Source organism: Burkholderia sp. SRS-W-2-2016 (assembly GCF_001931485.1).
GTDB lineage: Bacteria > Pseudomonadota > Gammaproteobacteria > Burkholderiales > Burkholderiaceae > Paraburkholderia.
In genome coordinates this window covers 99,986-114,733 of record NZ_MSDV01000052.1, presented here as the reverse complement: position 1 = coordinate 114,733, position 14,748 = coordinate 99,986, and the positions used below count along the sequence as shown (strand labels likewise).

Genomic DNA, 14,748 nt, shown 5'->3' with positions numbered 1-14,748 from the left:
GTCTCCTTGTGATGTGTGTATTTAGTCGATAAGGCTGTCGGATAGTAGCTTGGCAGCGCGCGCTTGAACATCGGCCATTCAGCCAGGGCGCGCGTGGTGAATCCGGCGTCGCGGGTGCGCCGGCGCAAGCGTTATTGCCTCGATCACCCGCAATGGGGCGAGCCGGGTCCGGTAAAATGCCCGCTTGTCCTCAGCTCTTCAGTCGTACGCAACGTGGCCAATCAACTCCTGAACGACACCTTCCTGCGCGCGTTGCTGCGCCAGCCGACCGATTACACCCCGATCTGGCTGATGCGCCAGGCGGGCCGCTACCTGCCGGAATACAACGCTACGCGTGGTCGCGCGGGCAGTTTCCTGGGCCTCGCGAAGAATCCGGCTTACGCGACGGAAGTCACGTTGCAGCCGCTCGACCGCTATCCGCTCGACGCCGCGATCCTGTTCTCCGACATCCTGACCGTGCCCGACGCAATGGGCCTCGGTCTCGAGTTCGTGAACGGCGAGGGGCCGAAATTCGCGCGGCCGGTGCGAACCGAAGACGACGTCGCGCGTCTCGCGGTGCCCGACATCGACGCCACGCTGCGCTACGTGACCGACGCGGTGCGCGAAATCCGCACCGCGCTGAAGGACGCGCAGGGCCGCCAGCGGGTGCCGCTGATCGGCTTCTCGGGCAGCCCGTGGACGCTCGCGTGCTACATGGTCGAAGGCGGCGGCTCGGCGGACTTCCGCACCGTCAAATCGATGCTGTACGCGCGCCCCGATCTGCTGCAGCGAATCCTCGAAATCAACGCGCAGTCGGTCGCCGCGTATCTGAACGCGCAGATCGAAGCCGGCGCGCAGGCAGTGATGATTTTCGACACATGGGGCGGGGCGCTCGCCGACGGCATCTATCAACGCTTCTCGCTGCATTACATCCAGCAGGTGGTCAGCCAGCTCAAGCGTGAGCACGACGGCGAGAAGGTGCCGGTGATCGCGTTCACGAAGGGCGGCGGCCTGTGGCTCGACGAGATCGCCGCGAGCGGCGTCGATGCGGTCGGCCTCGACTGGACCGTGAATCTCGGCCGCGCGCGCGAGCGCGTCGGCGGCAAGGTCGCGCTTCAGGGCAATATCGACCCGTCGGTGCTGTTCGCGCCGCCCGCCGTGATCCGCATGGAAGCGCGCGCGGTGCTCGACAGCTTCGGCAACCACCCGGGCCACGTTTTCAATCTCGGCCACGGCATTTCGCAGTTCACGCCGCCCGAGCATGTGGCCGAACTGGTCGACGAAGTACATCGTCACAGCCGCGCGATTCGAAGCGGCGCGCATAAACCGGCGTAAAGCTGTAATCGTTACCACTTTTTGGTGCGATGCAGCGAAACGGGATCCGGGGCCAAGGTTAAAAACTCGCTACATCCGCCGTCAGATGGCGATCTTGTGATTGTCAAGGCTTGACTTATACACATTGGCCACGCTGCGGCGCGGTAGAGCATTTAATCGTGCCCCGACCCTTGCAAATTCTCGGCGAATTTGATCTAAGCCTTGTCTGGCAAGGCTTTGCCGGAGTCAAGAGGAAATGTGCGAAACCCCACACAAGGCCGTCGCCACGCGGTTTGCGGGCTTCGGAAGGGAAGTTCTTAACAAAGTTATCCACAGGGCGCGGGGCCGAGTGCAATTGTTCAGCGGAATCCAAAACTTAGCGGCGAAATTGAAGTACTACTTTAACTTCGACCCCGTCGCCTCCTGTGCGTCACTTCGCGCGCCGCGGTTCCACGCCGCCTCCCCCTGCCTGCTTGCCCGCGCCGCGTGAACGAAGTATTCGTCCGCGTCGCGCTGGACCATCCGCTGCCGACCCTGTTCGACTATCGCTGCGCGACGCCGGAAGTCGCCGCAGCGGCTGTGCCGGGCGCGCTCGTCAGCGTGCCGTTCGGCAAGCGGCATGTGGTGGGGCTCGTCTGCGAAGTGACTGCTCACAGCGAGGTGCCGGCCGAGCGTCTGAAGGCTGTGGATAAAATCTGCACCGCCTGCCCGCCGCTGTCGGAAAACTGGCTCGCGCTCGCCGCGTTTGCCGCCGACTACTACCAACGCGGTCTCGGCGAAGTCGCGCTGCCCGCATTGCCGCAGGCGTTGCGCGATGCGTCGCGCTGGTCGCGGCTATTCGCCCCCGAAGAACGTTACCGGCTCACACCCGAAGGTCGCGCGGCATTGCCCGAGGCGCTGCCCGCCCGCGCGTCGGCGCTCAGAAAGCTCGCGCAGGCGCTCGTCGACAGCGACTATCTGCTCGCGGCCGATGCCCGCGGGCTGCATCCGAAGGCGGTGGCGACGCTCGACGCGTGGCAGTCGTCCGGATGGGTCGAACTCGACGTGATCGAAGCAGCCGCGGTGCCTGCCGCCGCCTTGCCGGACGCACCCGCGCCGGCCCTCCCGACGCTCACCGACGAACAGGACGCTGCCGTCGAAGCGATTCGCGACGCCGACGGCTTCGCGCCGTTCCTGCTGCACGGCGTGACGGGCAGTGGCAAGACCGAGGTGTACCTGCGCGCGCTGGCCGAAATCCTGGCCGCGAAGCCCGACGCGCAGGCGCTGGTGCTGGTCCCCGAAATCAACCTGACGCCGCAGTTCGAAGCCGCGTTCCGCGCCCGCTTCGCGGCGCTCGACAGCAGCGCGATCGTCACGCTGCACAGCGGCCTCGCGGAAGGCGAACGGGCCCGCCACTGGTTCGCCGCGCACAGCGGCCGCGCGCGCATCGTGCTCGGCACGCGGCTCGCGGTGCTCGCGTCGCTGCCGCAACTGGCGATCATCGTCGTCGACGAGGAGCACGATCCGGCCTACAAGCAGCAGGAAGGGCTGCGCTACTCGGCGCGCGATCTGGCGATCTATCGTGCGAAGCAGCTCGGCGTGCCGGTCGTGCTCGGCTCGGCGACGCCGTCGCTGGAAAGCTGGTGGCAGGCCGACCAGGGTCGCTACAAGCGGCTCACGCTGTCGCGTCGCGCGGTCGCGGACGCGGTGCTGCCGACGGTGAGGCTGGTCGATCTCGAAGAAGAGCGGCGCCGTGGCCGCGCGTCGTTCGAGGGGCTGTCCGGGCCGCTGGTCGCCGCGCTGAAGGCGCGGCTCGAACGCGGCGAGCAAAGCCTCGTGTTCCTGAACCGGCGCGGCTACGCGCCCCAGCTCGCGTGCGACGCGTGCGGTTGGGTCGCCGGATGTCCGCGTTGCAGCGCCTACGTGGTGTTGCACAAGCCCGAGCGCGCGCTGCGCTGCCATCACTGCGGCTGGGAATCGCGCATTCCGCGCTCGTGCCCGGAATGCGGCAACGTCGATATCGCGCCGATGGGGCGCGGCACCCAGCGCGTCGAAGAGACGCTCGCGAGCGCGGTGCCGGGCGCCCGTGTGCTGCGCATCGATGCCGACAGCACGCGCCGCAAAGGCAGCGCGCAGGCGCTGTTCTCCGACGTGCACGCGGGCGAGATCGATATCCTCGTCGGCACGCAGATGATCGCGAAGGGGCACGATTTCCAGCGCGTGTCGCTGGTCGGCGTGCTGAACGCCGATACCGCGCTGTTCTCGCACGACTTCCGCGCGAGCGAGCGGCTGTTCGCGCAGCTGATGCAGGTGAGCGGTCGCGCCGGTCGCGCCGGTTTGCCGGGCGAGGTGCTGATCCAGACGCGCTATCCGCGTCACGCGCTGTACCACGCGCTGAGCCGCCACGACTACGTGGGCTTCGCGAACTCCACGCTGGCCGAACGGCGCGACGCCCATCTGCCGCCGTTCGTCTATCAGGCGCTGCTGCGCGCCGAGGGGCGCACGCTCGAAGCGGCGCTCGCGTTTCTCCAGCAGGCCGCCGCCGAACTCACGCAGATCCCCGCCGCCGCGCGCGTGACCGTCTATGACGCGGTGCCGTTGACGATCGTCAAGGTGATGCACGTGCATCGCGCGCAGCTGCTGATCGAAAGCGCGTCGCGGGCCGCGCTGCAAGCGACGCTGCGCGCATGGCAGCCGCTGTTGCGCGGGCTCAAGGGCGTGCTGCGCTGGAACCTCGAAGTCGATCCGCTCGACATCTGACGCCAGCCGGCCAGCCCGCGCGCACCATACTTCTTTGCGTCATATCCATAGAGCGAATGGTCGTTTCGCTTTGCGCGGGCGCTCGCCTATAGTCGCGAAATCGGCGCATCTTCGGGCAAAACGACAATATCTCCGCGCCGATGCCACTTCTATTTTCTCGGGGCATCCATCATGAGCGACACTCCACACAGCGTGCCGGCCGGCGCCGCGCCGGCGCGGCGGGAAGGTACACAAAGCGCGCAGGACAACGGCGGGGCCGCGGCGCAAAGCGCCCGCGGCAACGGCTTTTCGTTAACTGAGGACTGGCTCGCGGCCGGCGTCGGACTGCTGCTGATCGTCATCGCGTGGGCGCTGTTCGCGTCGGGCGGCAGTATCAGATGGCTGGCGGTGGCGCCGGCCAAATGGTCCAGCGCTGCTCAGGCGGCGCAGGACATCGGCCGGCATTTGACTAACTACGTCGCGCTATTTGCTGTATTCGCATTGCTATTCGGCGCGAGTGTCGCCCTGTTGAAGCAGCGTATCGGTGCGTTTCTGGCCGGCTTCGTCGTCGTGTTCGTCGCGTCCGCGCTGATCCTCACGCTGGGCGCGTGGGTCGATGCGTCGAAGTACAACCTCGAACCGCCGCTGGTCGCGCTCGCGCTCGGCCTGATCGTGTCGAATCTGTTTACTCTGCCGGCGTGGCTGGCGGCGGGATTGCGGGTCGAGTTTTACATCAAGGTCGGCATCGTGCTGCTCGGCGCGACGCTGCCGTTCACGCTGCTCGTGTGGGCCGGCCCGGTCGCGGTCGCGCAGGCGAGCATCGTGTCGCTGGTGACGTTCTTCGTGATCTTCTTCGCCGCGCGCGGGTTCGGACTCGATCGACGCTTCGCCGCGGTGCTGGGCGTCGGTGGCGCGGTGTGCGGGGTGTCGGCGGCGATCGCGATTGCCGGCGCGGTGCGCGCAAAGCGCGAGCAGGCGTCGGTCGCAATCACGCTGGTCGTGCTGTGGGCGATCGTGATGATTTTCGTGCTGCCGTTCGCGTCCCGTTCGCTCGGACTGTCGACCGCAGTCGCCGGCGCATGGATCGGCACGTCCGAGTTCGCCGACGCCGCCGGTATCGCCGCCGCGCAGGCCTACGGCGATTTCGCGCGGCACGCGGGCGGTGCGATCGCCGGCGCGCCGGACGCCGCGTTGCAGGCGTTCACGCTGATGAAGGTGGTCGGCCGCGACATCTGGATCGGCATCTGGGCGTTCGTGCTCGCGATCGTCGCAACCACGCGCTGGGAGGCGCAGGACAGCGGCGTGAACGCCCGCGCGAATGCCGGCGAGATCTGGGCGCGTTTCCCGAAGTTCGTGATCGGCTTCGTGATCGCGTCGGCGCTGGTCACGTGGATCGCGAGCCACTATTCGCTCGCCGATTACCGCAAGGTCGTGACGCCCGATTTCGTTGCGCCGATCACCGTGCTGCGCACCTGGGCGTTCACGTTCTGCTTTCTGAGCATCGGTTTGACCACGCGTTTTCGCTCGCTCGCGGCGACCGGCGTGAAGCCGTTTGTCGCGTTTACGGCCGGCGTGGTGGTCAATATTGCGATTGGCTATCTGCTATCCGCGCACGTGTTTGCGTCGTACTGGAACAGTCTTGGGTGAGCCGAAGTGAGATCGTTGATCGAGCGTTTTTGCGGCGTGGCGTTGCCTGCCCGCAACGGCCAACGCGTTTTCCGGGAGGCGCGGTGCTGCGCGGCATGCCGGCATCGGGTCGAAGAACGGGGGGCGCTCGAGCAGCGCATTCCGGGACTCGTCGCGTTCAGTTCGGGATTTGGGGCCAGCGTCGCGGCGAGCCGGTTGTGCCGGTTGCACGATCAGCTGGTGTCGCCGGGCGACAGTTGCGCGCGCTTCGAGGCAAAGTTCGAGCGCTCCTAGTGCGCCATCTATGACGTGGTCCGCGCGGCCGTTCTGCCGCGCTGATCCGTATCTTCGCGGCAAGGGGCGGCGCCCCAAACGCGGCACGCGCCGATCCACGCGCGCCCCCAAGCCCGCCGGGGGCCCACAGCTGGCCCGTAGCCAGCCCCGAGCTGACGCACGCAACCGCCGCAACAGCGTGTCGCGCCCGCCGCCCTCAGCCGCTCAATCGTTCAGCGCAGCCCGCGCCTTGCGCCCCGACTCACGCGAGCCCGCGCGCCCGGGCTTTTCGTCCGCCGCCTGCCGATTCGAGCCGCCGGTCGCACCTCGAATGAAAAACACCGCGCAGGCCGCGCACATCACCCAGATGCCCAGTATCACCAGCCACTTTTCCATCTCACCGACCCCTCGATAACCCCGTTTATCTTTTTGCGTGCCCTGAAACCCCGTTTCGGGCTACCCGTCGCCATGCATCTATATATCGGCGCGTGCAGTCGTTTAATAAGACCAAATGCAAAAAGAATCACGCCAGGGAAAGTACCGATCGCAACCGCGCTCGCCGCGAGGCGGGTCGTCGGCCGCAAAGCCTTGTCGCATAAGGCGTTGGCGGGGGTGCAACCGTGTGCGGCATTTGGTTGCACCTTTTTATTTGGAGGCGTACGATTCGCCAACTTTTGGTCTTTCGCGGGCTCGCGCCCGGCATCGAAGAAGGAAACATGGCTAGCACCACCCTTGGCGTCAAGGTCGACGACCTCCTGCGTTCCCGGCTGAAAGATGCCGCCACCCGCCTCGAGCGCACTCCCCACTGGCTGATCAAGCAGGCGATCTTCGCGTATCTCGAGAAGATCGAGCATGGTCAGCTGCCGGCCGAACTGTCGGGCGCGACCGGCAACGCCGATCTGGCCGACGGCGCGGCAGTCGAAAACGACGAAGACGGTGCGTCGCACCCGTTCCTCGATTTCGCGCAGAACGTGCAACCGCAGTCGGTGCTGCGCGCGGCGATCACCGCCGCGTATCGCCGCCCGGAGCCGGAATGCGTGCCGTTCCTGCTCGGTCAGGCGAAGCTGCCGGCCAACCTCGCCGGCGACGTGCAGGCGCTCGCCGCGACGCTGGTCGAGACGCTGCGCTCGAAGAGCAAGGGCGGCGGCGTCGAAGGTCTGATCCACGAATTCTCGTTGTCGAGCCAGGAAGGCGTCGCGCTGATGTGCCTCGCCGAAGCGCTGCTGCGCATCCCCGATCGCGCGACCCGCGACGCGCTGATCCGCGACAAGATCAGCAAGGGCGACTGGCGCTCGCACGTCGGCCAGGCGCCGTCGCTGTTCGTCAACGCGGCGACGTGGGGCCTGATGATCACTGGCAAGCTGGTGACGACCAATAGCGAGACGAGCCTGTCGTCGGCGCTGACGCGGCTGATCGGCCGCGGCGGCGAGCCGCTGATCCGCAAGGGCGTCGACATGGCGATGCGCCTGATGGGCGAGCAGTTCGTGACCGGCGAGAACATCTCCGAAGCGCTCGCGAACAGCCGAAAATACGAGGCGCGCGGGTTCCGCTACTCGTACGACATGCTCGGCGAAGCGGCGACCACCGAGGCCGATGCGCAGCGCTACTACGCGTCCTACGAGCAGGCGATCCACGCGATCGGCAAGGCGGCCGGCGGCCGCGGTATCTACGAAGGCCCGGGCATCTCGATCAAGCTGTCGGCGCTGCACGCCCGCTACTCGCGCGCGCAGCAGGAACGCACGATGAGCGAACTGCTGCCGCGCGTGCGCTCGCTCGCGATCCTCGCGCGCCGCTACGACATCGGCCTGAATATCGACGCGGAAGAAGCCGACCGGCTGGAACTGTCGCTCGATCTGCTCGAAGCGCTGTGCTTCGACCAGGAACTGGCCGGCTGGAACGGCATCGGCTTCGTCGTGCAGGGCTACCAGAAGCGTTGCCCGTTCGTGATCGACTACCTGATCGATCTGGCGCGCCGCAGCCGTCACCGGATCATGGTGCGTCTGGTCAAGGGCGCTTACTGGGATACCGAAATCAAGCGCGCCCAGGTCGACGGCCTCGAAGGCTATCCGGTCTATACGCGCAAGATCTACACCGACGTGTCGTACCTCGCCTGCGCGAAGAAGCTGCTCGGCGCGCCCGACGCGGTCTATCCGCAGTTCGCGACGCACAACGCGCACACGCTGGCGGCGATCTATCACCTCGCCGGCAACAACTACTACCCGGGCCAGTACGAGTTCCAGTGCCTGCACGGGATGGGCGAGCCGCTGTACGAAGAAGTGACCGGCCGCGACAAGCTGAACCGTCCGTGCCGCGTGTACGCGCCGGTCGGTACGCATGAAACGCTGCTTGCGTACCTCGTGCGCCGGCTGCTGGAAAACGGCGCGAACACGTCGTTCGTGAACCGGATCGCCGACGAATCCGTCGCGATCAAGGACCTGGTTGCCGACCCGGTCGAAGAAGCATCGAAGATCGTGCCGCTCGGCGCGCCGCACGCGCGCATTCCGTTGCCGCGCAATCTGTACGGCGCCGAGCGCGTCAATTCGATGGGCCTCGATCTGTCGAACGAGCATCGGCTGGCGTCGCTGTCGTCGGCGCTGCTGGCGAGCGCGCATCATCCGTGGCGCGCGGCGCCGATGCTGGAAGACAACGAGATCATCGCCGGGACCGCGCGCGACGTGCGCAATCCGGCCGATCAGCGCGACCTCGTCGGTACCGTCGTCGAGGCGAGCGCCGAACACGTGAGCGCCGCCCTCGGCTACGCGGTCGCCGCCGCGCCGATCTGGCAGGCGACGCCCGTGGAAGCGCGCGCCGACTGCCTCGCGCGCGCCGCCGATCTGCTCGAAGCGCAGATGCACACGCTGATGGGCCTCGTGGTGCGCGAAGCGGGCAAGTCGCTCGCGAACGCGGTGTCGGAAATCCGTGAGGCGATCGACTTCCTGCGCTACTACTCGACGCAGATCCGCAACGAGTTTTCGAACGACACGCACCGGCCGCTCGGTCCGGTCGTCTGTATCAGCCCGTGGAATTTCCCGCTGGCGATCTTCATGGGCCAGGTGGCCGCCGCGCTCGCGGCCGGCAACACGGTGCTCGCGAAGCCGGCCGAGCAGACCCCGCTGATCGCCGCGCAAGCGGTGCGGATCCTGCGCGAAGCCGGCGTGCCGGCGGGCGCGGTGCAATTGCTGCCGGGCGACGGCGAGACGGTCGGCGCCGCGCTGGTCGCCGACCCGCGCACCCGCGCGGTGATGTTCACCGGCTCGACCGAAGTCGCGCGCCTGATCAACAAAACGCTGTCGGGCCGGCTCGACCCGGACGGCAAGCCGATTCCGCTGATCGCCGAAACCGGCGGCCAGAACGCGATGATCGTCGACTCGTCGGCGCTCGCCGAGCAGGTTGTCGCCGACGTGCTGCAATCGTCGTTCGACTCCGCCGGTCAACGGTGTTCGGCGTTGCGCGTTCTTTGTCTGCAGGAGGACGTTGCGGACCGCACGCTGGAAATGCTGACGGGCGCGATGCGCGAGCTGACGGTCGGCAATCCGGACCGCCTGTCGACCGACGTCGGCCCGGTGATCGACCTCGACGCGAAGCGCGGGATCGACTCGCACATCGCGGCGATGCGCGACAAGGGCCGCAAGATCGAGCAACTGCCGCTGCCGGAAGGCGCCGCGCAGGGCACCTTCGTGCCGCCGACGCTGATCGAACTCGATAGCATCGACGAACTGAAGCGCGAAGTGTTCGGCCCGGTGCTGCACGTGGTGCGCTATCGCCGCAGCCAGCTCGACAAGCTGCTCGAACAGATTCGCACGACCGGCTACGGGCTCACGCTCGGCATCCACACGCGGATCGACGAGACGATTGCGCACGTGATCAGCCGCGCGCACGTCGGCAACATCTACGTGAACCGCAACGTGATCGGCGCGGTGGTGGGCGTACAGCCGTTCGGCGGCGAAGGCTTGTCGGGCACCGGTCCGAAGGCGGGCGGCGCGCTGTATCTGCAGCGTCTGCTGGCGACGCGGCCGGCCGGTTTGCCGAAGTCGCTCGCGCAGTCGCTGGTCGTCGAAGTACCGCAGGCCGCGGAAAAAGGCGACAATCCGGGCGCCGCGCTGACCGCGCTGCGCGACTGGCTGATCGCCGAACGCGAGCCGCAGCTGGCCGCGCGTTGCGACGGTTATCTGTCGCACGTGCCGGCGGGCGCGACCGCGGTGCTGGCGGGACCGACCGGCGAGCGCAACACGTATACGCTCGGCCCGCGCGGCACGGTGCTGTGTATCGCATCGACCGCGAGCGGCGCGCGCGTGCAGCTGGCTGCCGCGCTCGCGACCGGTAACCGCGCGCTGTTCGAAGGCGCGGCCGGCGAGCAACTGGTATCGCAGCTGCCCGCGTCGCTGAAGTCGTATGCGAGCGTGAAGAAGAGCGCCGACGCGACGTTCGACGCGGTGCTGTTCGAAGGCGACAGCGACGAGCTGCTGACGCTGGTGAAGGAAGTCGCGAAACGCGCGGGCCCGATCGTCTCGGTGCAGGGCGTCGCGGCCGGCGCACTGGCGAGCGGCGACGAGGACTACGCGCTCGAACGCTTGCTGACCGAGCGCTCGGTCAGCGTGAACACCGCGGCGGCGGGCGGCAATGCGAATTTGATGACGATCGGTTGAGCGAACCTCGGCGATCACTCAATAGAACGGAAGCGGAACGGCGACCCCGACACCGCTTCATCCACACCTGGTATCAAGGAGAAGCTATGCAACACAAGATGAAACAGCTGGCAGGCGCGGCGCTGGTTGCGGCTATGTCGGTGGCGGGGACGGCCTACGCTCAAGCGACGGAAGACGTGAAGGTGGGTTTCGCCGGTCCGATGACGGGCGCGCAGGCTCACTACGGCAAGGACTTCCAGAACGGCATCGTGCTCGCGGTCGAGGAATTCAACGCGACCAAGCCGACGATCGGCGGCAAGCAGGTTCGCATCGTGCTCGACTCGGCCGACGACCAGGCCGACCCGCGTACCGGCACGACGGTCGCGCAGAAGCTCGTGGATGACGGCATCAAGGGCATGCTCGGTCACTTCAACTCGGGCACCACGATCCCGGCTTCGCGCATCTACGCGAACGCGGGCATCCCGCAGATCGCGATGGCGACCGCGCCGGAATACACGCAGCAGGGCTTCAAGACGACCTTCCGGATGATGACGTCCGACACGCAGCAAGGTTCGGTGGCCGGCACGTTCGCGGTGAAGACGCTCGGCATGAAGAAGATCGCGATCGTCGACGACCGCACCGCTTACGGCCAGGGTCTGGCCGATCAGTTCGAGAAGGCGGCGAAGGCGGCTGGCGCGACGATCGTCGATCGTGAATACACGAACGACAAGGCCGTCGACTTCAAGTCGATCCTGACCAAGCTGAAGGCGGCGAACCCGGATCTGATCTACTACGGCGGCGCGGATTCGCAAGCGGCGCCGATGGTCAAGCAGATGAAGCAGCTCGGCGTGAAGGCGCCGCTGATGGGCGGCGAAATGGTGCACACGCCGACCTTCATCAAGCTCGCGGGCGACGCGGCGAACGGCACGGTGGCTTCGCTGGCGGGTCTGCCGCTCGACGAAATGCCGGGCGGCAAGGCGTACGTCGAGAAGTACAAGAAGCGCTTCAACGAGGACGTGCAGACCTACTCGCCGTACGCATTCGACGGCGCGATGGCGATGTTCACCGCGATGAAGAACGCGAACTCGACCGATCCGGCGAAGTACCTGCCGGTGCTGGCGAAGACCTCGATGCCGGCGGTGACGACCAACAACCTCGCGTACGACGCGCGCGGCGATCTGAAGAACGGCGGCATCACGCTGTACAAGGTGGTCGACGGCAAGTGGACGACGCTGCAGAGCGTGGGCGGCAAGTAAGGTTTGTTGCGCTGGTCGCTTTGGCGATGATGAAAAAGCCCCGCTTCGGCGGGGTTTTTTTATTGGTTGGCTGGGTGTGCGGGCGTTGTTCGCATCACCTCCGATATTCGGCTTCTCCCGAAAAAAAGTTCGGGGACAATCTCCGGTGACATCACGAAGATCTTCGTAATGTTCTTGTACGAGAGTTCTCGTATAATGGGAGGTGTCTTGCCGATACAGAGTAAATATAAAGGGGTGAAGCGCGCGGTCATGTCCGCGCTGCGCTCCGGAAAATTCCAGCACGAGGCCCGTGCGGGCATTAACGTAAAGAATCTTCTTGCGACAGGTCAGGTTACCGCCGAGTTCGTGGAGGCGCTCATTGCGAGAAGCGATGGCACGCAATACAGCTCGTCGCCTCATCACCACGCACCGTCAGTCGACGTTCACATCATCTTGACAGGCGGTTGGTACGTGAAGTTTTACTTCGTAGGCGATCCGGAAACCGTGTTTATTAGCGTCCATCAATGAGTGAACCGATGAAGATCAAGCTTTATGAAGAGGGCGAAAAGAGCAACGCGATCTGTTCTCACTGCAAGCAACTGGTAGGCACGACGTTCCGTCGGCGCGACGTGCCCTTCAGTGACGGCCGAGGCGAAGTGAAGAATATTCTGGCGGCGGTTTGCGACGTTTGTGATCGAGTTGTCGCCGTGCCGGCCCAGTCGACTCCTGCCATCCGCGAAGCGCGGCAAAAGCAGGTCAGACCTATCGAAGCACAACTACCTGCGATCTACCTCGACATTCTCGATCTGGCTGCGTATATGGTCGACAGTGCAAGCTCGACCGAATTTCGCAAGGTGCTCATGATGCTCTATTTGCATCGGTTTGCTTCGGGCGAATATCCGCGTGCAAGGCTCGTGAAGGCGCACCGGGCGGCGATCGAACGCTTCACGGAGCAGCGCGGAGCCGCTCGCAGACGGCTTTCGATGAAGGTGACGCCGCGCATTGCGGAAGATGTGAAGATCCTGATGCACGATACGACCCTGAGTCAGACGGACGTGATCAAAGCAGTGATTTTTCAGATTCAATCCGACGTGATCGAGGGCCAGAAACCCGCGCTGATGAAGGAACTTTGCATGTTGTCGATCATCTACGCGTAGCGTCCATCCAGGGCTCACGAAAGCGCCCACGGGTGTTTAAACCGCAAGCGCCGCGTGCGACAACCCTCACCCCACTACTCCCCCCGCATCTTCCTCCCCTGCTCGCGAATCTGTTCGAGCGTCGCCGCCGGCGTACTCGCTTCCTGCGGCATCCGGATCTCGATCAACGCCGGCAATTGCGACGCGATCGCGCGTTCCAGCGCCGGCAGAAAATCCGCCGTGCGCTCGACCGTTTCCCCATGCGCGCCGAACGAGCGCGCGAACGCCGCGAAGTCCGGATTGGTGAGACCGGTGCCATGCACGCGATGCGGATAATGCCGCTCCTGGTGCATGCGGATCGTGCCGAAGTGGCTGTTGTTGACGACGATGAACAGCACCCGCAGGTCGTACTGCATCGCGGTCGCGAGTTCCTGCGCGGCCATCATGAAGCAGCCGTCGCCGGCCAGCGCGACCACCGCGCGCTGCGGATACAGCGACTTTGCCGCGATCGCGGCCGGCACGCCGTAGCCCATCGCGCCGCTGGTCGGCGCAAGCTGCGAGCGGAAGTGCCGATACGAAAAATGCCGATGCAGCCACGTCGCGTAATTGCCGGCGCCGTTGGTCAGGATCGCGTCGTCGGGAAGATGCGCGCGCAGTTGCTGGATCACTTCGCCCATCTGCACGTCGCCGGGAATCGCGCGCGGCTTGCGCCATTCCAGATACGCGCGATGCGCTTCTTCAGCGGCCCCAGCCCACGCGAGCTGGCCGGACGATGTCGCCGGTTTCAGCTCCGCGAGCATTGCCGCGAGTTCGGGCATGCCGGAGACGATCGGCAGATCGGCCGCATACACGCGTCCCAATTCCTCCGCGCCCTGATGCACATGCACCAGCGTCTGTTTCGTCTTCGGAATGTCGAGCAGCGTGTAGCCGTTGGTCGTCGCTTCGCCGAGACGGGGCCCAAGCGTCAACAGCAGATCGGCATTGCGGATGCGCTGCGCGAGCGCGGGATTGATGCCGAGGCCGACATCGCCCGCGTAGTTCGGATGCTCATTGTCGAACGTATCCTGGAAGCGGAACGCGAGGCCGATCGGCAGTTGCCATGTTTCGATAAAGCGCCGCAGGTCCGCGCATGCGGCGGGCGTCCAGCCGCTGCCGCCGGCGATCACCATCGGCCGCTGCGCGCGTTCGAGCAGCTCACGCAGCTTCCCGATCTGCGCAGCCGACGGCGACGCCGCCACGCGCTGATAAGCAGGCGCGCCGGGCACCGCGTCGCACGCATCGCTCAGCACGTCTTCCGGCAACGACAGCACCACCGGTCCGGGCCGTCCCGATGTCGCGGTGTGAAACGCATGGCTCAGATATTCGGGGATCCGTTTCGGGTCGTCGATCTGCGCGACCCATTTCGCCATCTGCCCGAACATGCGTCGATAGTCGATCTCCTGAAACGCCTCGCGATCGAGATGCTCGCGCGCGCACTGGCCGATCAGCAGGATCATCGGCGTCGAATCCTGAAACGCGGTGTGCACGCCGATCGACGCATGCGTCGCGCCCGGCCCGCGCGTGACCAGCGCAATACCCGGGCGACCGGTCAGCTTGCCGACCGCTTCGGCCATGTTGGCGGCCGCGGCTTCGTGACGGCAGACGATCGTCTGAATCCGTTCGGCCTCGTCGTGCAGCGAATCGAGTACCGCGAGAAAACTTTCGCCGGGCACGCAGAACACGCGTTCGACGCCATGCGTGAGCAACGCATCGACGACGAGGCGCGCGCCGGTCGTGCGAGCATCGTGGGAAGAGGTAGCGGAATTTGCAGTGGGAGCATTCGGCAGCGACATTGCGGAGAAG

9 protein-coding genes are annotated in these 14,748 nt (G+C 65.9%); 7 read left to right on the top strand and 2 right to left on the bottom strand.

Annotated elements, in window-relative coordinates; genetic code table 11:
• The first annotated feature begins 213 nt into the window (after positions 1-213).
• The 3 genes from hemE (at position 214) to BTH42_RS22980 (ending at position 5,658) form a co-directional block, all read left to right on the top strand.
• Positions 214-1,314, top strand: coding sequence for a uroporphyrinogen decarboxylase (gene hemE / locus BTH42_RS22995; RefSeq protein WP_075303461.1), 1,101 nt, complete (start codon positions 214-216; stop codon positions 1,312-1,314).
• A 465-nt stretch (positions 1,315-1,779) separates the two neighbouring features.
• Positions 1,780-4,032 carry a primosomal protein N' gene (locus BTH42_RS22985; RefSeq protein ID WP_075303459.1) on the top strand — a complete coding sequence of 751 codons (2,253 nt, stop codon included), beginning with the start codon at positions 1,780-1,782 and terminating at the stop codon, positions 4,030-4,032.
• A gap of 171 nt (positions 4,033-4,203) precedes the next feature.
• Complete coding sequence (locus tag BTH42_RS22980) at positions 4,204-5,658, top strand: YeiH family protein (protein WP_075303458.1); 1,455 nt, start codon at positions 4,204-4,206, stop codon at positions 5,656-5,658.
• Positions 5,659-6,135: 477 nt separating this feature from the next.
• Here BTH42_RS22980 and BTH42_RS35565 read toward each other — a convergent pair whose 3' ends face one another.
• Positions 6,136-6,306: a hypothetical protein gene (locus tag BTH42_RS35565; protein ID WP_178392219.1), complete on the bottom strand. Its 171-nt coding sequence runs from the start codon at positions 6,304-6,306 to the stop codon at positions 6,136-6,138.
• 320 nt (positions 6,307-6,626) lie between these two features.
• Between BTH42_RS35565 and putA the strand changes: the two genes are divergently transcribed.
• The 4 genes from putA to BTH42_RS22955 all read left to right on the top strand — a co-directional run bounded on the left by putA (position 6,627) and on the right by BTH42_RS22955 (position 12,927).
• Entirely contained in the window at positions 6,627-10,556 is a 3,930-nt protein-coding gene (putA, locus tag BTH42_RS22970) for a trifunctional transcriptional regulator/proline dehydrogenase/L-glutamate gamma-semialdehyde dehydrogenase (protein ID WP_075303457.1), read from the top strand.
• A gap of 86 nt (positions 10,557-10,642) precedes the next feature.
• Positions 10,643-11,791 (top strand): branched-chain amino acid ABC transporter substrate-binding protein, encoded by a 1,149-nt coding sequence (locus BTH42_RS22965; protein WP_075303456.1) that lies wholly within the window; start codon positions 10,643-10,645, stop codon positions 11,789-11,791.
• A gap of 249 nt (positions 11,792-12,040) precedes the next feature.
• On the top strand, positions 12,041-12,298 hold the full coding sequence (locus tag BTH42_RS22960; RefSeq protein ID WP_256702158.1) for a hypothetical protein: 258 nt from the start codon (positions 12,041-12,043) through the stop codon (positions 12,296-12,298).
• A gap of 8 nt (positions 12,299-12,306) precedes the next feature.
• A complete protein-coding gene (locus BTH42_RS22955; RefSeq protein ID WP_083654869.1) occupies positions 12,307-12,927 on the top strand; it encodes a hypothetical protein in 621 nt (206 codons plus the stop codon).
• Between the two features lie 74 nt (positions 12,928-13,001).
• Here BTH42_RS22955 and BTH42_RS22950 read toward each other — a convergent pair whose 3' ends face one another.
• A complete protein-coding gene (locus tag BTH42_RS22950; protein WP_075303455.1) occupies positions 13,002-14,738 on the bottom strand; it encodes a thiamine pyrophosphate-binding protein in 1,737 nt (578 codons plus the stop codon).
• Positions 14,739-14,748: the final 10 nt, after the last annotated feature.

Coding starts and splice junctions, on each gene's coding strand:
- BTH42_RS22980 (WP_075303458.1), top strand. CDS start 4,204: ATGAGCGACACTCCACACAGCGTGCCGGCCGGCGCCGCGCCGGCGCGG.
- BTH42_RS35565 (WP_178392219.1), bottom strand. CDS start 6,306: ATGGAAAAGTGGCTGGTGATACTGGGCATCTGGGTGATGTGCGCGGCC.
- putA (WP_075303457.1), top strand. CDS start 6,627: ATGGCTAGCACCACCCTTGGCGTCAAGGTCGACGACCTCCTGCGTTCC.
- BTH42_RS22965 (WP_075303456.1), top strand. CDS start 10,643: ATGCAACACAAGATGAAACAGCTGGCAGGCGCGGCGCTGGTTGCGGCT.
- BTH42_RS22960 (WP_256702158.1), top strand. CDS start 12,041: ATGTCCGCGCTGCGCTCCGGAAAATTCCAGCACGAGGCCCGTGCGGGC.
- BTH42_RS22955 (WP_083654869.1), top strand. CDS start 12,307: ATGAAGATCAAGCTTTATGAAGAGGGCGAAAAGAGCAACGCGATCTGT.
- BTH42_RS22950 (WP_075303455.1), bottom strand. CDS start 14,738: ATGTCGCTGCCGAATGCTCCCACTGCAAATTCCGCTACCTCTTCCCAC.